This window comes from Methylobacterium iners, from assembly GCF_022179305.1.
GTDB classification, from domain to species: domain Bacteria; phylum Pseudomonadota; class Alphaproteobacteria; order Rhizobiales; family Beijerinckiaceae; genus Methylobacterium; species Methylobacterium iners.
In genome coordinates this window covers 41,823-63,055 of record NZ_BPQP01000004.1, presented here as the reverse complement: position 1 = coordinate 63,055, position 21,233 = coordinate 41,823, and the positions used below count along the sequence as shown (strand labels likewise).

18 protein-coding genes are annotated in these 21,233 nt (G+C 68.4%); 10 read left to right on the top strand and 8 right to left on the bottom strand.

Annotation, left to right across the window (positions count from 1 at the left end):
• Positions 1 to 4: 4 nt before the first annotated feature.
• Both MFF55_RS01275 and MFF55_RS01270 read right to left on the bottom strand, forming a co-directional pair.
• On the bottom strand, positions 5 to 1,795 hold the full coding sequence (locus tag MFF55_RS01275) for an aq_1923 C-terminal domain (RefSeq protein ID WP_238242273.1): 1,791 nt from the start codon (positions 1,793 to 1,795) through the stop codon (positions 5 to 7).
• Between the two features lie 99 nt (positions 1,796 to 1,894).
• A complete protein-coding gene (locus MFF55_RS01270; protein ID WP_238242272.1) occupies positions 1,895 to 2,221 on the bottom strand; it encodes a HesB/IscA family protein in 327 nt (108 codons plus the stop codon).
• 81 nt (positions 2,222 to 2,302) lie between these two features.
• On the opposite strand from MFF55_RS01270, the gene MFF55_RS01265 reads away from it, so the two are divergent.
• The 7 genes from MFF55_RS01265 (at position 2,303) to tatC (ending at position 9,803) form a co-directional block, all read left to right on the top strand.
• Positions 2,303 to 3,601, top strand: a complete 1,299-nt coding sequence (locus tag MFF55_RS01265; protein WP_238242271.1) for a deoxyguanosinetriphosphate triphosphohydrolase — start codon at positions 2,303 to 2,305, stop codon at positions 3,599 to 3,601.
• Positions 3,602 to 3,741: 140 nt separating this feature from the next.
• Complete coding sequence (gene argS, locus MFF55_RS01260; protein WP_238242270.1) at positions 3,742 to 5,490, top strand: arginine--tRNA ligase; 1,749 nt, start codon at positions 3,742 to 3,744, stop codon at positions 5,488 to 5,490.
• 30 nt (positions 5,491 to 5,520) lie between these two features.
• Positions 5,521 to 6,873, top strand: coding sequence for an SPOR domain-containing protein (locus MFF55_RS01255; protein ID WP_238242269.1), 1,353 nt, complete (start codon positions 5,521 to 5,523; stop codon positions 6,871 to 6,873).
• A gap of 203 nt (positions 6,874 to 7,076) precedes the next feature.
• Positions 7,077 to 8,084: a beta-N-acetylhexosaminidase gene (gene nagZ / locus MFF55_RS01250; RefSeq protein WP_238242268.1), complete on the top strand. Its 1,008-nt coding sequence runs from the start codon at positions 7,077 to 7,079 to the stop codon at positions 8,082 to 8,084.
• 126 nt (positions 8,085 to 8,210) lie between these two features.
• On the top strand, positions 8,211 to 8,477 hold the full coding sequence (locus tag MFF55_RS01245; protein WP_238242267.1) for a twin-arginine translocase TatA/TatE family subunit: 267 nt from the start codon (positions 8,211 to 8,213) through the stop codon (positions 8,475 to 8,477).
• 76 nt (positions 8,478 to 8,553) lie between these two features.
• On the top strand, positions 8,554 to 9,006 hold the full coding sequence (gene tatB / locus MFF55_RS01240; protein WP_238242266.1) for a Sec-independent protein translocase protein TatB: 453 nt from the start codon (positions 8,554 to 8,556) through the stop codon (positions 9,004 to 9,006).
• Positions 9,003 to 9,803 (top strand): twin-arginine translocase subunit TatC, encoded by an 801-nt coding sequence (tatC, locus tag MFF55_RS01235; RefSeq protein WP_238242265.1) that lies wholly within the window; start codon positions 9,003 to 9,005, stop codon positions 9,801 to 9,803. The genes tatB and tatC overlap by 4 nt, the downstream gene beginning before the upstream one ends.
• A 380-nt stretch (positions 9,804 to 10,183) precedes the next feature.
• Here the strand turns inward: tatC and MFF55_RS01230 are convergent, their stop codons facing one another.
• From MFF55_RS01230 to purB, 5 genes are all read right to left on the bottom strand, one after another.
• Positions 10,184 to 11,542: a histidine kinase gene (locus MFF55_RS01230; protein WP_238242264.1), complete on the bottom strand. Its 1,359-nt coding sequence runs from the start codon at positions 11,540 to 11,542 to the stop codon at positions 10,184 to 10,186.
• Between the two features lie 63 nt (positions 11,543 to 11,605).
• Positions 11,606 to 12,898 (bottom strand): adenylosuccinate synthase, encoded by a 1,293-nt coding sequence (locus tag MFF55_RS01225; RefSeq protein WP_238242263.1) that lies wholly within the window; start codon positions 12,896 to 12,898, stop codon positions 11,606 to 11,608.
• A gap of 122 nt (positions 12,899 to 13,020) precedes the next feature.
• On the bottom strand, positions 13,021 to 13,359 hold the full coding sequence (locus MFF55_RS01220) for a hypothetical protein (RefSeq protein WP_238242262.1): 339 nt from the start codon (positions 13,357 to 13,359) through the stop codon (positions 13,021 to 13,023).
• Between the two features lie 76 nt (positions 13,360 to 13,435).
• Positions 13,436 to 14,296 carry a D-amino-acid transaminase gene (locus MFF55_RS01215; protein ID WP_238242261.1) on the bottom strand — a complete coding sequence of 287 codons (861 nt, stop codon included), beginning with the start codon at positions 14,294 to 14,296 and terminating at the stop codon, positions 13,436 to 13,438.
• A 55-nt stretch (positions 14,297 to 14,351) separates the two neighbouring features.
• Complete coding sequence (gene purB / locus MFF55_RS01210) at positions 14,352 to 15,659, bottom strand: adenylosuccinate lyase (protein ID WP_238242260.1); 1,308 nt, start codon at positions 15,657 to 15,659, stop codon at positions 14,352 to 14,354.
• A 190-nt stretch (positions 15,660 to 15,849) separates the two neighbouring features.
• On the opposite strand from purB, the gene chrA reads away from it, so the two are divergent.
• On the top strand, positions 15,850 to 17,253 hold the full coding sequence (gene chrA / locus MFF55_RS01205) for a chromate efflux transporter (RefSeq protein ID WP_238242259.1): 1,404 nt from the start codon (positions 15,850 to 15,852) through the stop codon (positions 17,251 to 17,253).
• A 13-nt stretch (positions 17,254 to 17,266) separates the two neighbouring features.
• On the opposite strand, the gene MFF55_RS01200 is transcribed toward chrA, so the two are convergent.
• The gene (locus tag MFF55_RS01200) at positions 17,267 to 18,952 is read right to left on the bottom strand and encodes a peroxidase family protein (RefSeq protein WP_238242258.1); all 1,686 of its coding nucleotides are present in this window, start codon (positions 18,950 to 18,952) and stop codon (positions 17,267 to 17,269) included.
• A 352-nt stretch (positions 18,953 to 19,304) separates the two neighbouring features.
• Here MFF55_RS01200 and petA point away from each other — a divergent pair, with 352 nt between their 5' ends.
• Together petA and MFF55_RS01190 are read left to right on the top strand one after the other, a co-directional pair.
• Complete coding sequence (gene petA / locus MFF55_RS01195; RefSeq protein WP_238242257.1) at positions 19,305 to 19,883, top strand: ubiquinol-cytochrome c reductase iron-sulfur subunit; 579 nt, start codon at positions 19,305 to 19,307, stop codon at positions 19,881 to 19,883.
• Between the two features lie 44 nt (positions 19,884 to 19,927).
• Positions 19,928 to 21,217, top strand: a complete 1,290-nt coding sequence (locus tag MFF55_RS01190) for a cytochrome b (protein WP_238242256.1) — start codon at positions 19,928 to 19,930, stop codon at positions 21,215 to 21,217.
• The last annotated feature ends 16 nt before the right edge of the window (positions 21,218 to 21,233 follow it).

The following is a 21,233-nucleotide window of genomic DNA, read 5'->3' as shown; positions in this document are numbered from 1 at the left end:
TCGCCTAATTTGCCTTCGCGTTGATCTCCAGCCGGTCGAGAACGGCGCCGGGCGTCGGGGCCGCGCTGAAATCGATGACACCGAGGCCGTTGCCGTTCTTCGGCCGCGCGCTCAGCGAGAGACGGCCGGGCTTCGCCACGAACTGGGCCATGGCCGTCCCGATCGCCTTCGCCGCCGCGGAATTCCCGAGAATCGCCGGCACGCCGAAGGCCGTGGCGGTGACGTATTCCTGGGTCAGCTCCTCGGGCTTCAAGCTCAGCACTTTCGACTGCGCGGCGATGAAGCGTTCGAAGAGGCCACCGTTCTCGATGGTCAGATCGAGCGCCTTGGCGGTCGCCGAGAGCATGGCGTAGCCGGAGACGGCGGCGTTCGGATCGAAGACCTCCGGACCGATGCCGCCGACAGTTCCGTTCAGGCGCAGGCTCCCCATGTCCTTGCCGGAGAGGGAGATCTCCCGGACGCTGAGCTCCCGGGTGCCCTCGTCCCAGGAGGTGTCCGCGACGAGGTTGAGATCGAGGTCGCGATATCCGTAGAGGCCCAGCGAGCCGAGGCCAGGCACGCCCGCCACCGTGGACGCCGGCAAGGTGAGGCCGGACAGGCTGAGGCGGCTTGCGGTCGGCACGCCATCACGGGGCGGCCCGAAGGTCATCGAGGCGCTGCGCACACCCAGATGGGCGGCGGGCTCCGGCGGACGTCCCTTCACCGGCTGCTCGGCGGGCAGGTCGATGCTCATGTCCTGCAGCGCCAGGGTGCCCAGGGCTGGCGTCAGCCGCCGCAAGTCGTCCTGTGACGGATTGGCGACGGCGGCGGAGAACTTGCGCAGGGCGGCGATGGTCGGACCGAGCGAGAAGTCGGTCAGCGAGAGCCGCCCGATCCGGGTCCGTGCACCGGCGCCCGAGAATGCGACCTCTTCGAGGCTGGCTCCGGAGCCCGTGTAGCTCATGCGCGCGATCCCGAGATCGAACGGCGCGTCGCCCTTGGTCTCCTGGACGCTCAGGCCCGTCGCCTCGAGCGTACCCACGGACACGGCCTCGAACAGGTCGGCGGCCAGGCCGGTGACCCGGGCGCGCTCGGCCGGAGGCGCCTTCTCGAGATCGACGCCGGAGAAGGCCTGCATCGCGCCCGTCCAGGAACTCGGGATCTGCCGACCCCCAAAATCCTTACCCTCGAGCCTGGCGAGCTTCACCGCGGTGCCGCCCTCGTCGACATAGGCGACCTCGGCGATTGCGAACGTCCCGTAGACCCGCTGCACCGCGCCCTTGCCGTCGCCCGGTTCGCCGTAGAGGCGGGCGAGCGCCGTGAGATCGAGGTCGGTCGCCTGGATGCGGCCGTAGGTGCCCGTGCCGGTGCGCGGACCGCCCTCGACGGTGATGGTAGCGCCCGCGCCAACGAGCTCCGCGATCCGTCCGGCCCGCACGTCCTTGGCCACGACGTCGCGATAGAGGATCACCTGACGCGTGCCGCCCGGCCCCGCATTCTCGGCCCGTAACTCGGGGATGTTCAGGCTCGCGGCGTCCAGCCTGGCGAGCCGGGCGGCCGCGGTCGGTCCGCTCCCTCGCAACAGGGCGATCAGGTCGTCCTTCGAGAGTCGCGTGCCGCTCACCGTCACCCGCGGCGCCCTCAACACGGTCTCGCCGAGCGTGAGAGCCACGTCCTGAAGCGTGACGTCCTGAACGGCGGAGGCGGCCTCCTGCGCCAATGCGGATCGCGGGCCGCCCTCCGGTCCTGCACCGAGGCAGATGGCGAGCACGCAGGCCGTCGGCCTGAGGAGACGGCGGCCCCAGAAGCGGGTCATGAGCTTATCCGGATCGCTGGCGGAAGCGCGGGCAGGGTGCTGTCGGAACGGACGCGCATCCGTGCCGCAGTTTCGCGAGCGAGGCAATCTGGCCCGTGCTCAGAGCGAGAAGGAGGTTCCACAGCCGCAGGAGGCGGTCGCCTGCGGGTTCTCGATCTTGAAGGACTGGCCGATCAGGTCGTTGACGAAGTCGATCGTCGAGCCATTCATGTACTCGAGCGACACGGGGTCGACGAGCACCGTGGCTCCGTCGCGCTCGATCGCCACATCGTCACCGGCCCGCGCGCGCTCGATATCGAAGGCGTAGGAGAAGCCCGAGCAGCCCCCGCCGTTGACGCTGATGCGCAGGGAGGCGCCGGGCGGCTCGCCGCCCATGATCTCGTTGATGCGCTTCGCCGCGCGCGGCGTCAGGGTGATGTCGGCCATCGTTCGCTCTCGTCGATATCCGTGGGCGGTCGCCCGGCATCGATTGCCGGGACGGCGGCCGCGCCCAAGATATGATCCTCGATGTCGCGCCGCAACGCGGCGGTTGGTCTGGATGGTGACGTGCGGCACACGGGGGAACGGCGCGGAGAGCGATGGCGGGCGCCCTACGCCACGGATCCGGCCGAGACCCGCGGGCGGCTGATCCCCGAGGCCGTCTCGCCGACGCGCAGCGACTTCCAGCGCGACCGCGACCGCATCATCCACTCCACCGCCTTTCGGCGCCTGAAGCACAAGACCCAGGTCTTCGTGCATCATGAGAGCGATCACTACCGCACGCGGCTCACGCATTCCCTCGAAGTCAGCCAGATCGCGCGGGCGCTCGCCAGGGCGCTCGGGCTCGATGAGGACCTGGCGGAGGCGCTCGCCCTCTCGCACGATCTCGGCCACACGCCGTTCGGCCATACGGGCGAGGACGCGCTCGACGCCTGCATGAGCGAGCACGGCGGCTTCGACCACAACGCCCAGGCCTTGCGGATCGTGACCCGCCTCGAGCGCCGCTACGCCGGCTTCGACGGGCTCAACCTCGCCTGGGAGACCCTCGAGGGGCTCGTGAAGCACAATGGGCCGCTGCTCACCGGGGAGGGCGCGCCCACGCCGCGCTATGCCAAGCGCGGCATCCCCGGCGCGATCCTGGAATACGACGCCCTGCACCCCCTTCAACTTGCCTGCTTCGCCGGACCGGAGGCCCAGGCCGCGGCGCTGGCCGACGACATCGCCTACGATTCACACGATCTCGACGACGGCCTGCGCGCGGGGCTGTTCGATCTCGCCGACCTCCGCGAGGTCGCGTTCCTCACCGGCCTGCTCGATGAAATCGACGCGCTCTATCCCGGGCTCGAGGATTCCCGGAAGATCCACGAGCTGGCACGCCGGGTCATCACCCGCTTCGTCGAGGACGTCATCGCGGAGAGCACGCGCCGGATCGACCGCGTGGCGCCCGCCGATGTCTCTGCCGTGAGGCGAGCCGAGGCGCCGGTGATCGCCTTCTCACCGGCGATCGTCGCGGCGGACGCGGCGATCAAGACCTTCCTCTACGCACGCATGTACCGCCACCCGGGCGTCATGGCCGTGCGGGCGAAGGCCAACACCATTGTGTTCGATCTGTTCTCGGTCTTCATCGCCAATCCCTCGGCGATGCCTCCGGAATGGCATGCCGGCTTGGAAGGGGCCGGCGCGGACCGGATCGCGCGTCGCGTCGCCGACTACATCGCGGGCATGACCGACACCTACGCCGTGCTCGCCCACCGTGGGCTTTATCCCACCACACCGGACCTGCACTGGAACCCCGGCAGTCTCGGCCTGCCTCTGGCGGAGCCGTGAGACGGCTCATCTCCTCCGATCCGTACGACGGCCGTCCGGCACGCTCGAACCGTGACACCTACGCCTGCCCTTGCTATGCCGCGGCCTTACGACAACGGCCGGTCCCCGCGTGACCGGCCCTAGCGGATTCTCACCGAGTCATGAACATCTTCGCCCTGTTCGAGGCCCGCGTCCGCGAGGCGCTCGGCGCCCTCGTGCGCTCCGGACACCTGCCCGACGGTCTCGACCTGAGCCGCGTGGTGGTCGAGCCGCCGCGAGATGCCAGCCATGGCGACCTCGCGACCAACGCGGCGCTGGTGCTCGCCAAGGAGGCGCGCACCAACCCCAAGGCGCTGGGCGAGGCGCTGGCGGCGGAGCTGCGGGGGGACCCACGCGTCGTCGAGGCGAGCGTCGCGGGGCCGGGCTTCATCAACCTGCGGCTCGCGCCCGACACCTTCCACGACGTCCTGCGCGCGGTCTTGACGGAGGGTGAGGCCTACGGACGGGCGCGCATGCCGGGCGGCAAGGTCAATATCGAGTACGTCTCGGCGAACCCGACCGGGCCGATGCATGTCGGCCATGGGCGCGGCGCGGTGTTCGGTGACGCCCTGGCCAACCTCCTGGTTCTGGCCGGCCGGGACGTGACCCGCGAATACTACGTCAACGATGCCGGGGCCCAGGTCGACGTGCTCGCCCGCTCGGCCCACCTGCGCTACCGCGAGGCCCTGGGCGAAACCGTCGGGAGCGTTCCCGAAGGGCTCTATCCCGGCGACTACCTCGTGCCGGTGGGCGAGGCGCTGGCGCAGACGCATGGGCGCACCCTGCTCGCCGTGCCGGAGGCCGAGTGGCTGCCTCTGGTGCGCGAGACGGCTATCGCGATGATGATGGACCTGATCCGCGCCGACCTCGCGCGTCTCGGCATCCATCACGACGTGTTCTTCTCCGAGCGCACCCTGCAGCCCGCGCTGCCGGCCCTGCTCGCGGCGCTGCGCGAGCGCGGGCTCGTCTACGAGGGGCGCCTCCCTCCGCCGAAGGGGCAGGCGTCCGAGGATTGGGAGGACCGCGAGCAGACCCTGTTCCGCACCATGGAGTTTGGCGACGACACCGATCGGCCGCTCCTGAAATCGGACGGCGGCTACACCTACTTCGCCTCCGACATCGCCTATCACCGCGACAAGATCCAGCGGGGCGCGACCGAGCTCATCGACGTGCTCGGGGCCGATCATGGCGGCTACGTCAAGCGCATGCAGGCTGCCGTGAAGGCCGTCAGCGACGGCGGGGCGAGCCTCGACGTGAAGCTGTGCCAGCTCGTCCGGCTCCTGCGCGCGGGCGAGCCCGTAAAGATGTCGAAGCGGGCGGGCGAGTTCGTGACCCTGCGCGAGGTCGTCGACGAGGTCGGACGCGACCCGGTCCGCTTTATGATGCTCTACCGCAAGAACGACGCGACCCTGGACTTCGACCTCGCCAAGGTCGTCGAGCAATCGAAGGACAACCCGGTCTTCTACGTCCAGTATGCCCATGCCCGCTGCGTGTCGGTGTTCCGCCAGGGCCGCGAGGCGATGCCGGCCGAGGATTTTTCGCGGGGGGCCCTGTTGCAGGACGCCGACTTCGCGCTCCTGAGCGATCCCGGAGAGACGGAGATGATGCGCCTCATCGCGCAATATCCGCGCGTGATCGAGACCGCGGCTGCCGCGCACGAGCCGCACCGCGTCGCGTTCTACCTCTACGAGCTGGCCGCGTCACTGCATGGTTTCTGGAACAAGGGCAAAGACCTGCCGCAATTACGGTTTATTAATCCCGTTGACCGAAATTCAACGCGGGCTCGCTTGGCCCTCGTCGAGGCTCTGCGAGGCGTGATCGCCTCCGGCCTCTCGGTCCTGGGCGTCACCGCGCCGGAAGAGATGCGGTGAGGTGATCTCAGTCTGAACAGGGATGCTGTCATGACAACCGCTTCGCGAGCGCCTGTCGACCTTGACGCTTTCGAGCGTGACCTTCAGCGGCCTCCCGAGCGCAATCCAGCGAAAGCCGATCCGCTGGCGGAGCTCGCCCGCATCGTCGGGCAGGACGATCCCTTCCGGGCGCTCCTCGAGGCGCGCGATTCCCGCGCCGCGCCGGCTTCCCAGGTCGAGCGTGGACGGGTCGAGCCGACCTTCCACGACGCGGCTCCGCAGCAGGCCCATCAGCATTACGCGCCGCCGCCGGCCGACGCGTTCGATCAATATCTCGCCTCCGTCGAGCACGGCCCGAACGCCGGGACCGGTCCCGAGGAAGGTGCGGCCTTCGCCGACGAGGCGTCTCATCGCCGCTACGCGGCGGAGCGCCCGCGCAAGCGCAAATGGCTCGCTTCGGTCGGTGCCGGCCTCGCGGTCGTCGCCGTGTCGGTCGCCGGTGCCATGACTTGGAAGAGCCTGAACTCGGGCAGTTCCCCGGGCACCGTCCCCACGATCCTCGCCGACAAGGCGCCGCTCAAGATCGCGCCGCAGAAGGCCGACGGCGTCGAGATTCCGGATCAGAACAAGCAGATCTACGATCGGACGCCCAAGGACGGGCAGATCCGCATCGTGAACCGCGAAGAGCAGCCGGTCGACGTGACCCAGGCCGTTCGCGCAAATCCCCGCGCCGGCGAGGGCGGGGCGACGCCCGGCAATGCTTCCACCTCGGCTGTGAATCCCCCTCCGGGCACCCTTGCCGAATCGCTCGGCGAGCCGCGCCGGGTCCGCACGGTCTCGGTGAAGCCGGACACGCCGCCCGCTCCGCAGCGCGAGGCCTCGTCTGAGCCCGCCGCGCCCTCCGTCATTCCAACGATGGTCCTGCCTGGCGAGGGTACCACTACGACCGCCTCGCTGCGCCCGCGGCCCGGCCGGACGCAGCCGCCGGCGCTGCCGCCGACCGATACGACGCCCGTCGTCGAGTCCGCGACTCCGACCGCGCCGGTGCCGCCGCCGAGTGCCGCACCGCGGGTCAAGGCGCCCCAGCGCGTCGCGTCCGTTTCCCCCGAGGCGACCGCAGCTCTCGCGCCTCCCCCGGCGGTGACGGCATCCCAACCCTCGTCCGGCGGCTTCGCGGTTCAGCTCGGCGTCCGCGGCAGCGAATCCGAGGCCCAGGCCGCTTTCCGTCAGATGCAGGGCAAGTACAGCCAGCTCGGCGGTCAGCCCATGATGATCCGGCAGGCCGAAGTCGGCGGCAAGACGATCTACCGCGTGCGGGTCGGACCGCTGGGCAAGAACGACGCGACGAACCTCTGCACGCAGCTCAAGGCCGCCGGCGGCCAGTGCTACGTCGCGGCGAACTGAGCGAAGTCAACGAGGCCGCCGAGTTACGGTCCTGAGGCCGGGCGGCCTCATCGCATTCCCACGACGAACCCCGGCCCGCCCGGCGATTTGATGCAACACCGGTCGCCGACCGCACGTTGCTCGCGGCTTTCGCCTTGATGCGAACGCGTCTCCGACCCGATCCTGAACCTTCCGATTCGCTGCCAGCCCATGCGAGCCATGCAATGACCGCCCGTGCCGTGATTCTCGGTTGTTCAGGCCGCAGCCTCCTGGCGGAGGAGGCCGCGTTCTTCCGCGACGTGCAGCCCTGGGGCTTCATCCTGTTCAAACGCAACATCGGATCGCCCGAGGAGGTCCGCGCTCTGACGGCGGATCTGCGCGCTACCGTGGGGCGGGAGGATGCGCCGATCCTGATCGATCAGGAGGGCGGCCGCGTCCAGCGGATGGGACCGCCGCATTGGCCGGCCTATCCGGCCGGCCGCCGCTATGGCGGCCTCAACGGTTCCGCCGTGACGATGGCGCGGCTCGGCGCCCGCCTGATGGCTCACGACTTGGCGAGCGTCGGCATCAACGTCGATTGCGCTCCGGTGCTCGACGTACCGGTCGCCGGCGCTCACGACGTCATCGGCGACAGGGCCTACGGGACGATGCCTGACACGGTCGCCGAGATCGGCCGGGCCGTCGCCGAGGGTCTGATGGCGGGCGGGGTCCTGCCGGTCATGAAGCACATCCCCGGTCATGGCCGCGCGGGATGCGACAGTCACAAAGGTCTGCCGGTCGTCGAGGCGTCACGCGCCGATCTGAATGCCCATGATTTCCGGCCGTTCCGGGCGCTGGCCGACCTCCCCCTCGCGATGAGCGCGCATGTCGTCTACGCCGAGCTCGACCCGAGCCGTCCTGCCACGCAGTCTCGGATCGTCATCGAGGACGTGATCCGCGGTCTGATCGGCTTCGACGGACTGCTCATGACCGACGATCTGTCCATGCACGCGCTCGACGGCGCGTTCCGTACGCGGGCGGAAGCCGCGTTCGCGGCGGGCATCGACGTCGCTCTTCACTGCAACGGTGACATGGCCGAAATGCACGGCGTCCTCGAAGGGACCCCTGCGCTCGCGGGCGTCGCCCTGCGCCGGGCCGAGGCTGCGCTCTCGCGTCTCCCCTCCGACGCCGGCGATTTCGACGTCCGGGAGGCGCGCGCGCGCTTCGAGGCAGCGCTGTCCGTCGCCGCCTGAGCAGAATCACCCCTCCTGCGACCCCTGCATCGTCTTGTGTTCGGGCGGCGCGCTCCTTAGGTTCGCCCCAAACCGACAACACGAGACGATGCCGCGCGCTTTCTCGCAGCGGGACAGGAGTTTGCCATGGGCAGCATGAGTATCTGGCACTGGATCATCGTCGCGGGCATCGTGATGCTGCTGTTCGGGCGGGGCAAGATCTCCGACCTGATGGGCGATGTCGCCAAGGGCATCAAGGCCTTCAAGAAGGGCATGGCCGAGGACGAGACGCCTCCCGCCCCGACGGCACAGACCCCGCCTCAGGTGAGCGCGACAGAGCCTGTCCGCACCCTGCCGCACCAGGGCGAGCCGGCCGCCACGGCTCCGATCGCCGCGGACCGCAAGGTCGGCTGAGCCGCCTGAACGGATTGCGGCATCCTTCCGATCGGTATCGGGCAGCGCCGGCTCCGGCCGCGGGACGAACGACGCCATGTTCGACATGAGTTGGGGCGAGGTGATGCTGATCGGCGGCGTCGCCCTCATCGTCATCGGTCCGAAGGATCTGCCCAAGGCCCTGCGCACCCTTGGACAGATCAAGGGCAAGGTCGTGCGCATGGCCGGCGAGTTCAACGCCCAGTTCAATGAGGCCATTCGCGAGTCCGAGCTCGACGAGGTCCGCAACGAGATCGACGGGATGCGGCGCTCCGCCAATACGGTGGGGCCGACCTTCGATCCGATCCAGACGATCCGGAGCGAGATCAAGGGTGCCGCCGAAGGGCGGGCTCAGTCGAGCACGCAACCCCTCGCCAACGTTGCCGCGCAGCTAGATGCGGCGGACGCCGCCAAGGGCGCGTCGCCGGGCACCTATGATGTGCCCGCCCCGCTCGCTGCCGCCCCACCCGAGCCCTCTGCGCCGGTCCAGTCCGGAGCAGCCGCACCATGATCGAGGGGACGGACGAGGCCGAGATCGAGGCCTCGCGGGCGCCGTTGGTCGAGCACCTGATCGAGCTGCGTTCGCGCCTGATCAAGTCGCTCGCCGCCTTCGTGGTGATGTTCTTCGGCTGCTTCTTCTTCTCGCGCCACATCTACAACATTCTGGTGTTTCCCTACGTCTCGGTGGTCGGCTCGGACAAGGCGAAGCTCATCGCGACGCATTTTCTCGAGCAGGTCTTCACCAACATTAAGCTCAGCGTCTTCGGGGCGGCCTTCCTGGCTTTCCCGGTGATCGCGACGCAGATCTACGCCTTCGTGGCGCCAGGGCTCTACCGCAACGAGCGCAAGGCCTTCCTGCCCTACCTCGTCGCCACCCCCGTCTTTTTCGTGCTCGGCGCGCTGGTGGTGTTCTTCCTAGCGATGCCGCTCCTCATCCAGTTCTCGGTGAGCCTGCAGCAGATCGGGCAGCCGGGGGAGGCGGAGATCGCCCTGCTGCCGAAGGTCGACGAGTACCTCTCGCTGATCATGACGTTGATCTTCGCCTTCGGCCTCGCCTTCCAGCTGCCCGTCATCCTGACGCTGCTCGGTCAGATCGGCATCATCGACACCGCCTTCCTGCGCGAGAAGCGCCGCTACGCCATCGTCCTCGTCTTCGTGGCGGCCGCGATCCTGACGCCCCCCGACGTCATCTCTCAGCTCTCGCTCGCGCTGCCCATGCTCCTCCTCTACGAGGCCTCGATCTTCTCCGTGCAGCGCGTCGAGGCGGCGCGGGCCCGCAGACGCGCGGCGGAGGGGCTGGAGCCGTAGGCAGGGTCTGACACCGCTTGCGGCTGATCGGTTCTTCGGTCGGCGCGGGAGCCTCTCTCCTGGAAGCAGGGCGCTTGCCGATGAAGCGGCGCATCGGCGTGCCGCTTCTACAGCATCCCCCATTGTCATTCGGGGGCGCCCCCCGGATCTGGCCTTCGGCACATCCGAGGACAGGCTCCTCTGCGCGGCCCCGGAATGATGAAGGGGATGGAGGGAAATCCGTCTGCGATCGCCCCGCCTGGCCAAGGAGGGGACCCGCGCTCCGATCCGCCATCACCCGGCGCAACGAACCGGAAATGGAATGGGAATCCGGCTGTTGAAACGCGGGCCCGCCGGACGCTCTGCAGAAGTACCGCGAGGCGCAAAGCGCCCTCAGCCGATCAACGCCACTGCTCGAAGGCCCTCTGCATCACCTGGGTGCCCGATGAGCCCTTCTCGAAGCTGACGATCGCGCGCGGTCCGGACGTGTACTTCAGCGCGAGGTCGAACCAGTTCCGGTTCAGCAGCAGGTCTGTGTTGCGCTCCACGTCGTTAGTCAGGGACGAGAGGCCGATCAGGAAGACGTTCTCGCGCACCCGCACCGGCAGACCGGATACGGGCGAGCCGCGCGCATTCTCCTCTTCCTTGGCCTGGATCAGGCCGATGTCCTGAACCCCCCGCGCGGCGCCAGCCGGGCCTTGCGTGAAAATCAGCTCGATCGTGTGCGAGGCGGGCAGGGTCGCGTCGAGATTGCGCCGGATCGTCATCGCCAGGCTCAGGCCTGCATCCGGCATATCGATCGTCCCGCGGATCGCGGTTTCCAGGGGCTGGCCCTGCTCCCCGGGGACGGCCTCGAGGCGCCATACCACGCGACCCTGCGTCGTGGCCGGGGCATTGTTCCCGCCGTTCGTATTCTCCTCGTAGAGGATCGCGCGCTGCGAGACCGCGATCTCCGGCTGCGCCGGCGGAGGCTGCGGCGCGGCGGAGGGTGGGCGCTCGGCAGGCTTGGGATCGCCGCCGATCCGATCGGCGTACTTGGTCTCGCCGCTCTCGGCCGGCGCATCCTGAGTTCCGGACGTCGCCGGCTGCAGATCGGAGGGCTTGTCGCGCAGCATATAGGCAGCGGTCGCGATCAGTCCGATGACGATGAGCAGGACGGCGCCCACGAAGGCGTTTCTGAGCGTCCGCGAGCGTCCGCCGCGCGGCGGCACCACCTCGATGCGCGGGCGCTGCCGCCCCGAAGCGGCGTCCGCCAGCAGGGCGCTCGGATCGTCGGTCGCAGCCGGGTTTTCGTCGACCGCGCCGGCAGCGGCGGGCGTCTCGGGTACGGGCGCCGGCTTGGGCGCGCGAAACGGCACTACGGCCGCCGCTTCCACCGGAGGCATGGGCTCGGGGATCGCCGTCCGCTCATCGGTCGTTGGCACGCCGAGCTCCGGCGGGGGAGCCGGTGGAAGCACCGGCTCCGGGAGCGGCGCCGGCTTTGGGGGCGGGGGAGGGGGAGGCGTCGCCTCCGCGATCGGAGCCGGGACCGGATCGTTCGAGGGCGGCGGAGCGGCATGGTCCGTCTCGAGCCGCTCGATCGCGGCTTCGAGCGCCTTGCTCTCGATCTCGATATCCGCATCCGAAAGCGGTGGTTCGAGCGAGCGGAGCTGGCCGATCAGGGCGCTGCGCGCACGATCGTAGACCGCGCGGCGCATGGCCGGGGAACGGTCCGGAAGCGCATCGAGCGCCCGTGACAGCAGCGGATAGTAATCGGCCATCGTTAAGTTGGTCCGCCCTCTTCTCGGCCGCGTGCCGGCCTCGCTCGCGCGGATGGGCGGGCGCTAGTCCTCGAAGGGGTTGTGCATGAGAATGGTGTCGTCGCGTTCGGGCGAGGTCGAGAGCAGGGCGACGGGCGCCCCGATCAGCTCCTCGATCCGGCGGACGTATTTGATGGCTTGGGCCGGCAGGTCCGCCCAGGAGCGGGCGCCGGCCGTCGTCTCTGACCAGCCCTCGATCGTCTCGTAGATCGGCTCGACCCGCGCCTGAGCGGCCTGGTTGGCGGGCAGGTGATCGAGGGTCTCGCTTCCCAATCGGTAGCCCGTGCAGACCTTCAGGGTCTCGAATCCGTCGAGGATGTCGAGCTTCGTGAGCGCGATGCCCTGGATGCCGGAGGTGCGCACCGTCTGGCGGACGAGAACGGCATCGAACCAGCCGCATCGCCGCTTGCGGCCGGTATTCACCCCGAACTCGCGACCGCGCTGGCCGATGGTCTCGCCGATCTCGTCGAAGAGCTCGGTCGGGAAGGGTCCCTCGCCGACCCGCGTCGTGTAGGCCTTGGCGATCCCGAGCACGTAGCCGATGGCGGAGGGGCCGAGGCCCGATCCCGTTGCGGCCTGGGCGGCGACGATGTTGGACGAGGTCACGAAGGGATAAGTGCCGTGGTCCACGTCGAGGAGCGCGCCCTGCGCGCCCTCGAACAGGATGCGCTTGCCCGCTCGGCGCTGGTCGTCGAGCAGGGCCCAGACCGCGTCGGCATAGGGCAGGATCGTCGGGGCGATTGCCTTCAGCTCCGCCAGCAACGCGCCTGCATCGACTTCCTCGATGCCCAGTCCCCGGCGAAGCGCGTTGTGATGGGTGAGAACCCGCTCGATCTTGGCGGCCAGCGTACCCTCGTCGGCAAGGTCGACGACCCGGATCGCGCGGCGACCGACCTTGTCTTCGTAGGCCGGACCGATACCGCGCTTGGTCGTGCCGATCTTCAGCCCGGCATTCGAGGTCTCGCGGAAATGATCGAGCTCGCGGTGGAGCGGCAGGATCAGCGTCGCGTTGTCGGCGATCCTCAGGGTGCGAGGCGAGATCTCGACGCCCTGGGCTTGAAGCCGCGCAATCTCGTCGACGAGATGCCAGGGATCCACCACGACGCCGTTGCCGATGACGGAGAGCTTGCCGCCGCGCACGACGCCGGAGGGGAGGAGCGCGAGCTTATAGGTCACACCGTTCACGACCAGCGTGTGTCCGGCATTGTGGCCGCCCTGGAATCGCACCACGATATCGGCCTGCTCGGAGAGCCAGTCGACGATCTTACCCTTGCCTTCGTCGCCCCATTGGGCGCCTACGACGACGACGTTCGCCATTCACACAACAACCTGTCCCGCGCCCGAGCGAAGAGGGCCCGCCTGCGCAGGAGCCGTCTTGCCGTTGGGTCTTTCCGCGATCCAAGGGCGGAAATCAAGCAAGCGGACGAGGGGCCAGGTGACTAACGCGCCTCCGTCCCGGGCTGGCGACCGGGGAGCTCGCCGGGTTTGATCACCGGCATGGAGCTCGGGTTCGGGTCGGGCGGCGTCACCACCATGCCGGGCGCCGCATTGCCTGGCGGCTTGATCACGCCGTCGTTCCTCTCGAGCTTGTCGCTCAGGGTACCGCCGCCCGCCGGAGCGCCTTCGGAAGGCTGCACCTTCTCGGGGATCGTCTTGTCCGGAGCCGGCATGTTCGGCGCGGTATCGCGGCCTCTCAGGGGCGCGTCCGGCGATTGGGCAAAAGCGGTACCAGCCATCGCGAGCAGGAAAGCGGCAGCCACGTGCGGGAGCTTGGGCATCTCTGGCCTTTCTCTCGGTGGGGGTTCCGAGAGAACAGGTCCAGCGGCAAAGCGTTCCTATCCGGGACCGCCGTCCTCAACCTTCGCCGCGCGCGAGGGCGAGGTAATGCGCCCGCAGCCGCCGGGTCAGCGGGCCGGGGCTGCCGTCTCCGATGACCTTGCCGTCGAGGGCGACCACCGGCATCACGAAGGCCGAGGCGCTGGTGTAGAAGGCCTCCGTCGCCGCGCAGGCCTCCTCCACGGAGAACAGCCGCTCCTCGATCGTCAGGTCGGCCTCCTCCGCAAGGCGCAGCACCGCCTTGCGCGTGATCCCGGGCAACAGCGCCGTCGAGAGCGGACGCGTGACCAGCACCCCGGACGCCGTCACGATGAAGGCAGTGGAGGAGGATCCCTCCGTCACCGCCCCGTCCTCGACCATCCAGGCCTCCGCGACGCCGGCGGCCGCCGCCTGCTGCTTGGCGAGTACCTGAGCGAGCAGGGCCACCGACTTGATGTCGCGCCGCTTCCAACGAAGGTCCGGCACGGTAACGACCTTGGCGCCGGTCTCCGCCAGGGGATTGGCCGCGATGCGCTTTCCTTGCGTGAACATCATCACGGTCGGGGTGGTGTCGGCGGACGGATAGGCGAAGTCGCGCTCGGCCACGCCCCGGGTCACCTGCATGTAGACGAGGCCTTCCTCGAGGCCGTTGCGTGCAATGAGGTCCGTCTGGAGGCCGATCCATTCCTTGGTGGTGTGCGGGTTGCGGATGTCGATCTCGCCGAGCGACCGGTCGAGCCGGGCGAGATGCGCCTCGTTGTCGACGAGCCGGCCGTCGAGCACCGCCGAGACCTCGTAGATCCCGTCCGCGAACAGGAACCCGCGATCCATGATCGGAATACGGGCTTCGGCCAGGGGCAGGAATTCGCCGTTCAAATAGACGATGCGGGATTGCGGCACGTCAGAGTCCTCGAAACCAGTAATGGCAGATCGCGAAGCAGGAATCGTGCGCCCGTCACGCGGTCCCGAACACCCGCTCGAAGATCGTATCGACGTGCTTGAAATGATAGCCGAGGTCGAAGCAAGCCTCGATCTCCTGGGCGGGAAGGGCGGCGCTCACCTCCGGATCCGCCTTCAGCAACGTCAGGAACTCGCCCTCGCCTCGCCAGACCGGCATCGCGTTGCGCTGGACCAGCCGGTAGGAATCCTCGCGGGAGAGGCCGGCCTGGGTCAGGGCCAGCAGCACCCGCTGCGAGTGGACCAGGCCGCCGAGCTTGTCGAGGTTGCGCTGCATCTGCTCCGGGTAGATCAGCAGCTTGTCGACGACGCCGGTGAGGCGGGCGAGCGCGAAGTCGAGGGTGACGGTGGCGTCCGGCCCGATCATCCGCTCGACCGACGAATGCGAGATGTCGCGCTCGTGCCAGAGCGCGACGTTCTCCATGGCCGGCAGCGCGAAGGACCGCACCATGCGGGCGAGGCCAGTCAGGTTCTCGGTGAGCACCGGGTTGCGCTTGTGGGGCATCGCGGAGGAGCCCTTCTGCCCTTCCGAGAAGAACTCTTCCGCCTCCAGCACCTCCGTGCGCTGAAGGTGGCGCACCTCGATGGCGAGGCGCTCGACGGAGCTCGCGACCACCCCCAGCGTCGCGAAGAACATCGCGTGGCGGTCGCGCGGGATCACCTGCGTCGAGACCGGCTCCGGGGTCAGCCCCATCGCCTCGGCGACGTAGACCTCCACGCGCGGGTCGATATTGGCGAAGGTCCCGACCGCGCCGGAGATCGCGCAGGTCGCCACTTCTTCCCGCGCCGCCACGAGGCGGGCGCGGACCCGCACGAACTCCGCATAGGCCTGGGTGAGCTTCAGGCCGAACGTCACGGGCTCTGCATGGATGCCGTGCGAGCGCCCGATCGTCGGGGTCAGCTTGTGCTCGAAGGCGCGGCGCTTCAGGGCGGCGAGCAGCGCGTCGACGTCCGCGATGAGGATGTCCGCGGCCCGCACGAGCTGAACGTTCAGGCAGGTGTCGAGCACGTCGGACGAGGTCATGCCCTGGTGGACGAAGCGCGCCTCCGGGCCGACGATCTCGGCGAGGTGGGTCAGGAAGGCGATGACGTCGTGCTTGGTGACCGCCTCGATGGCGTCGATACGCGCCACGTCGAAGACGGCATCTCGACCCTTCGCCCAGATCGTCTCGGCCGCCTCCTTGGGCACGATCCCGATCTCGGCGAGCGCGGTGGTCGCGTGCGCCTCGATCTCGAACCAGATCCGGAACCGCGTCTCGGGCGACCAGATCGCCGTCATCTCGGGGCGGCTGTAGCGGGGTATCATGCGGGGGCTCGCGGCTTTGGTCGGACCCGGGGCGCGGTAGCATGCGCGGCGGGGCCAGCTCAACACGGGCCGGCCGGACCATCCACTTCCGCTACCCGGCCGAGATCGGCTTGATCCCCTGGTCCCGTCGTGAGAGGGGCAGGCTGCGGCGAGCGGACCTCGGGATCGCGCTGGGACGGGTTTGAGCGAGATGGAGAGCCGAGCCGCGAAGTTTCCCGCATCGAGCGAAACTTCTCCGCCCGCCCACGGCGTCAGCCTCGCTGCGGCCTTCCGGGTCTGGCTGCGGATCGCCGCGCTCTCCTTCGGCGGACCGGCCGGGCAGATCGCGGTGATGCACCGCATTCTCGTCGAGGAGCAGCGCTGGGTTTCCGAGAGCCGGTTCCTGCACGCGCTCAACTATTGCATGCTGCTCCCGGGACCGGAGGCGCAGCAGCTCGCGACCTATATCGGTTGGCTGATGCACCGCACCCGCGGGGGCATCATCGCGGGCGTCCTGTTCATCCTGCCGGGCGCCGTCTCGATCATGGCCCTGAGCTGGATCTACGTCCTGTTCGGAAATGTCGGAATCGTCGCGGGCCTGTTCTTCGGGCTGAAGGCGGCGGTTCTGGCCATCGTCCTCGACGCCGTCGTCCGGATCGGGCGGCGCGCCCTGCGTAACCGGATCATGCTCGGCCTCGCCGGCCTCGCCTTCGTGGCGATCTACCTCTTCGACGTACCGTTTCCGCTCATCATCCTGGCGGCCGCGGCCGTCGGCTTTCTCGGCGTCCGCGCGGGGCTGCAGCAACTTCGTGGCGGCGGCCATGCCGGCGCGGCGGCCCGGGACGCGGGTCCCTACCTGCTCGGCGACGCGTTGCCGGACCATGCACGCCCCAGCGTCGCCAGCAGCCTGCGGATCTCCGCGATTTGGCTGGCGCTGTGGCTCCTGCCCATCGCGGCCATTCTGGGTCTGTTGGGGCCAGACAACGTCTTCGCGCAACTCGCCCTCTTCTTCTCGAAGATGGCGATGGTGACCTTCGGAGGCGCCTACGCCGTGCTCGCCTACGTCGCGCAGCAGGCCGTCGAGACCTATGGCTGGCTGAAGCCCGGCGAGATGCTCGACGGGCTCGGCATGGCGGAGAGCACACCGGGGCCGCTGATCATGGTCCTGCAATTCGTCGGCTTCCTCGCCGCATTCCGCGATCCCGGGACCCTGTCTCCCCTCGTCGCGGCGACCCTCGGCGGATTGGTCGCGACCTGGGTCACCTTCGTGCCCTGCTTCCTGTGGATCTTCCTCGGGGCCCCCTTCATCGAGGTCCTGCGCGGGAACGCGAGCCTCAACGGCGCGCTCTCCGCGGTGACCGCGGCGGTCGTCGGCGTGATCCTGAACCTCGCGGTCTGGTTCGCGATCCACACGCTGTTCCGCGAGACGCGCGACCTGCGCTTCGGCGTCGCCAACCTCGACGTGCCGGTGCTCGCAAGCCTCGACCCCTGGGCGGCGCTCCTGGCCGCCGCGGCCGTGATCGCGTTGTTCCGGTTCAAGCTCGGCGCGATCACCGTGATCGCGGCCGCGGCACTGTCCGGCGTGGCGCTCCATCTCATCGGCGTCGTGGGGTGAGGGCAACGCCCGGTCAGGCTCCTGGCGAAACGGCCGGAGGGTTCGGCTTGGGTGCGTTCGGTGAAAGGACCCGCAGCTCCCCTCTTTCGGCGGCGAAGGCTCGGAGCAGGAGGTCCGTCATCCGGAAGCTGCCACCCTTGGGCTTCCAGGATGGATCGCGAAGGATGGAGATGCGGCTGCCTTCGATGGCTCGGTGGAAGGTTTCCGCCACGATCCGTCCTCCGATGTCGCCGAGCCTGCCGCCGTTCATCTCCGCCTCGCGAAGGATGTAGAACCAGAGCGGCGTGGCGCCGGTCAACTCGCCCATGAGCTTCTTGGACAAGCCGGACAGGTCGACGCCGGCCGCTCCATCCCCGACGATCTCCCCGCTCGTCAGGACCGTCGGCGCGAGGCCGGCGCCGCGGAAGTGCGCGGCGACCTCCTGCGCGCTGGCGAGCCCCACCATCCGACCCCGTATGAGGTTGCGGAAGGCGAGATTCCGATCGAGATCGTCGGCAACGACCGTCCCGCGGCCGCCGAAGGAGCCGAGCGGCAGCTTGTTGAGCGGGTCGGTCAGACGCGTATCGATGCGGCGGGCGAGGTTGAGGATCCCGGGCGCCTCGGGCGCGAGCTCGACGATGCCGGCATCGGCAACGAAGTCGAACAGCCGCGTCCAGTCGGCCACCCAGTTCGTCGGCAGCCGCTCGAACGGCCCCTCGATTGGGTTGTCCACGTCCGTTCCCGGAGAAAGGTTTCCGCTCGTCCCGCTGAAGCGGAACAGGTTCTCCAGCGAACCAGGGGCGAGGGCAGGGCCGAGCGGGCGGACGCGGGCGTTGAAGAACTCGTTCCAGTCGTAATCCTCGCGGATCATCGAGTGCCCGAAGCGATAGGCCGCGACCGAGAACTCAATCGGCATGGTGGGCATCGCGGTGGCACCCGGCTCGAAGACCCGGCGTCCCTGCGCGAGCACGTCGGACAGGATGTCGGCTCTCACGATGCGCGGCAGGAAGTCGTGCAGAAGCATCCACTGGTAGTGCTTGACCGTATCTTCCTTGGCGACCTCCAGCAGACGCGAACTCGGCGTCGCGGTCATGGCGAAGTGCTTCACCCGCGCGTTGTGGAAGCGCATGAAGGCGAGATGGACCTGGGCGACCGCGAGGTTCTCGTCGTTGCGCTGGTCGGGGATATCGGCCATCCGCTCTTCGCTCGAACTGGCCGCGCGACTTCCGAGCCGAGGCAGGTCGAACCCGTCCAGCGGCAGTGCCGCCACCGTTCCGGCTCGGCCGGAACTCTGCGTCGTTCCGATCCGAAGCTGGGCACCGTCGAACTCGTAGCGGTGGGCATCGTTCGGATCGGTCGGGCCGAGACCGTAGACCGAGTCTAGGTCGAGCGCCGGGCTGCGCCCCGGGGAAAGCAGCGCGACCGGCACCAAAGTCTTGAAGGGGACCTTCGTCAGGTCGCGGGTCATGTCGTGATCAACGAACTGCCCCAGATAGGTGAAGCCCGCCGGCACGTCGCCGTCCACGTTGTTCGGACCGGAGACCATCGCCGTCGCGAGAGCCCCGAGAAGCGCTTCGCTCGACGGAGCGGCATCACGTTTGACGATCTGCGAAAACCGGAAGGCAGTCTCCGTCTCACTCGCGGTCGCCGCTCGCACGACCGACCCGACCACCTCGTTCCGGTCGGCAAGAAAAAAGACGTCGCGCTGATGCCGCTCCATGACCGCCCCCGAGAATCATCTCTTACGGAAACTTCAAGTATGTTTTCACAACTTGAGGTCTGCCTCCATATGCAGTGAGGTTCACGACGGCGGAGGCGCGCCACGGCGCCGTCGAAGCGGTAATCGGGCGCCGCAGAGGGCATGCAGGGGAGCGGGTTGGAAGGTCTCAGACCCTCGCTACCTGCGCTGCCGCGGCTTGACTTCCGGTGACGTGCGGTCGCATTGCACAACCGCGTGGGATGGTGCTTGCCTCCCGCCGGGCTGACATTCCTGCGAAAGCCTCTAAATGGACCGGCGCTAGCGCCCGCCCCACGGGCAAGAAGCTGCCGTCCGCATGCCTGGAGCCTCCGACTTGGCGAACAACGTGGCCGATTCCGTTCCCGCTCAGACCGGCCCTGAGGGGACCAAGCGCGACTTCCTCTTCATCGCGACCGGCGCGGCGCTCGCCGTCGGCACCGCCGCCCTGGCCTGGCCCTTCGTCGCCTCGATGGCGCCGGATGCGGAGACGGTCGCGGCCGGCGCTCCGCTGGAAGTCGATCTCACCCCGATCCAAGAGGGCCAGATCATCACGGTGTTCTGGCGCGGCAAGCTGATCTTCGTGCGCAACCGGACCGACAAGGAAGTCAAGGACTCGGAGGCCGTGCAGCTTTCTGATCTGATCGATCCGGCACCGGACTCGGCCCGCGTCAAAGAGGGCCACGCCAAGTGGCTCGTCGTCTACGGCAATTGTACCCATCTTGGATGCGTGCCGATCGGTCATTCGGGCCAGTACGACGGATGGTCCTGCCCGTGCCACGGCTCAGTCTTCGACAGCGCCGGACGGGTCCGGCGCGGGCCGGCTCCGACCAACCTGCCTATTCCGCCCTACGCCTTCACGTCCGACACCAAAATCCGGATCGGCGACGAGGGAGCGGGCAAGGCGGTCGCCTAGCCGACCTGTGATCACGCGAAACAGACAGCGATGCGGGTAGCCCCATGAGCGGACACGCCAACACCTACGTTCCCAAGAGCCGCCTTGCGAAGTGGTTCGAATCGCGCCTGCCCCTCGTCGGGCTGATGCATTCGTCGTTCGTGTCGTTCCCGGTTCCGCGCAACCTGAACTACTTTTGGACCTTCGGCGCGATCTTGATCATGATGCTCGGGCTCCAGATCGTCACCGGCGTCTGGCTCGCGATGCACTACGATCCGTCGGCGGATAAGGCCTTCAACTCCGTCGAGCACATCATGCGCGACGTGAATTACGGGTGGCTGCTGCGCTACGCGCACGCCAACGGCGCCTCGATGTTCTTCGTCGCCGTCTACATCCACATCTTCCGGAACCTCTACTACGGGTCCTACAAGGCGCCCCGCGAGGTGCTCTACATCCTCGGCGTCATCATCTACCTGCTCATGATGGCCACGGCCTTCCTCGGCTACACGCTGCCCTGGGGTCAGATGAGCTACTGGGGCGCGACCGTCATCACCAACATCCTGGCGGCGATCCCGGTGGTCGGCGACACCATCCAGAGCCTGCTCTGGGGTGGCTATTCGGTCGGCAGCCCGACGCTTAACCGCTTCTTCTCGCTGCACTACCTGCTGCCCTTCATGATCGCGGGCGTCGTGGTCCTCCACGTCTGGGCGCTGCACGTCGTCGGCCAGAACAACCCGACGGGCATTCCGATCAAGTCGGGCAAGGACGCGGTGGCCTTCACGCCCTACGCAACCGTGAAGGACGTGTTCGCAGCCGTCGTGTTCATGCTGTTCTTCGCCTACTGGATCTTCTACCAGCCCGGCTATCTCGGCCACGCCGACAACTACATCCCGGCCAATCCCGCAGTGACCCCCGCGCACATCGTGCCGGAATGGTACTTCCTGCCGTTCTACGCGATCCTGCGCGCAGTGCCAGACAAGCTCGGCGGCGTCATCCTGATGTTCGGCGCGGTGCTCATCCTCGCCTTCGCGCCCTGGCTCGACACGTCGCGGGTGCGCTCCTCGAACTACCGGCCGATCTACCGGCAGTTCTTCTGGCTCTTCGTCATCGTCTGCGTGGTGCTGGGCTGGCTCGGCGCGAAGCCTCCCGAGGGTGGCTACGTCATCGCCTCGCAGATCTGCACCTTCTACTACTTCGCGCACTTCCTCATCGTGATGCCGCTCGTCGGTCTGTTCGAGACGCCGACGGCGCTGCCGGGATCGATCCTGGAGAGCGTGACCGGGCCGGGCAAGCAGATCGAGTCCGGATCGGGGATGCCGGTAGGGGCGGCGGCGGCGCCGTCGTCAAAGGGTTGAGGGCAGGGGATCTAAC

Excerpts from the sequence above, each read along its gene's own strand:
- MFF55_RS01275 (WP_238242273.1), bottom strand. The coding sequence starts at position 1,795 with ATGACCCGCTTCTGGGGCCGCCGTCTCCTCAGGCCGACGGCCTGCGTG.
- MFF55_RS01270 (WP_238242272.1), bottom strand. The coding sequence starts at position 2,221 with ATGGCCGACATCACCCTGACGCCGCGCGCGGCGAAGCGCATCAACGAG.
- MFF55_RS01265 (WP_238242271.1), top strand. The coding sequence starts at position 2,303 with ATGTCGCGCCGCAACGCGGCGGTTGGTCTGGATGGTGACGTGCGGCAC.
- argS (WP_238242270.1), top strand. The coding sequence starts at position 3,742 with ATGAACATCTTCGCCCTGTTCGAGGCCCGCGTCCGCGAGGCGCTCGGC.
- MFF55_RS01255 (WP_238242269.1), top strand. The coding sequence starts at position 5,521 with ATGACAACCGCTTCGCGAGCGCCTGTCGACCTTGACGCTTTCGAGCGT.
- nagZ (WP_238242268.1), top strand. The coding sequence starts at position 7,077 with ATGACCGCCCGTGCCGTGATTCTCGGTTGTTCAGGCCGCAGCCTCCTG.
- MFF55_RS01245 (WP_238242267.1), top strand. The coding sequence starts at position 8,211 with ATGGGCAGCATGAGTATCTGGCACTGGATCATCGTCGCGGGCATCGTG.
- tatB (WP_238242266.1), top strand. The coding sequence starts at position 8,554 with ATGTTCGACATGAGTTGGGGCGAGGTGATGCTGATCGGCGGCGTCGCC.
- tatC (WP_238242265.1), top strand. The coding sequence starts at position 9,003 with ATGATCGAGGGGACGGACGAGGCCGAGATCGAGGCCTCGCGGGCGCCG.
- MFF55_RS01230 (WP_238242264.1), bottom strand. The coding sequence starts at position 11,542 with ATGGCCGATTACTATCCGCTGCTGTCACGGGCGCTCGATGCGCTTCCG.
- MFF55_RS01225 (WP_238242263.1), bottom strand. The coding sequence starts at position 12,898 with ATGGCGAACGTCGTCGTCGTAGGCGCCCAATGGGGCGACGAAGGCAAG.
- MFF55_RS01220 (WP_238242262.1), bottom strand. The coding sequence starts at position 13,359 with ATGCCCAAGCTCCCGCACGTGGCTGCCGCTTTCCTGCTCGCGATGGCT.
- purB (WP_238242260.1), bottom strand. The coding sequence starts at position 15,659 with ATGATACCCCGCTACAGCCGCCCCGAGATGACGGCGATCTGGTCGCCC.
- chrA (WP_238242259.1), top strand. The coding sequence starts at position 15,850 with ATGGAGAGCCGAGCCGCGAAGTTTCCCGCATCGAGCGAAACTTCTCCG.
- MFF55_RS01200 (WP_238242258.1), bottom strand. The coding sequence starts at position 18,952 with ATGGAGCGGCATCAGCGCGACGTCTTTTTTCTTGCCGACCGGAACGAG.
- MFF55_RS01190 (WP_238242256.1), top strand. The coding sequence starts at position 19,928 with ATGAGCGGACACGCCAACACCTACGTTCCCAAGAGCCGCCTTGCGAAG.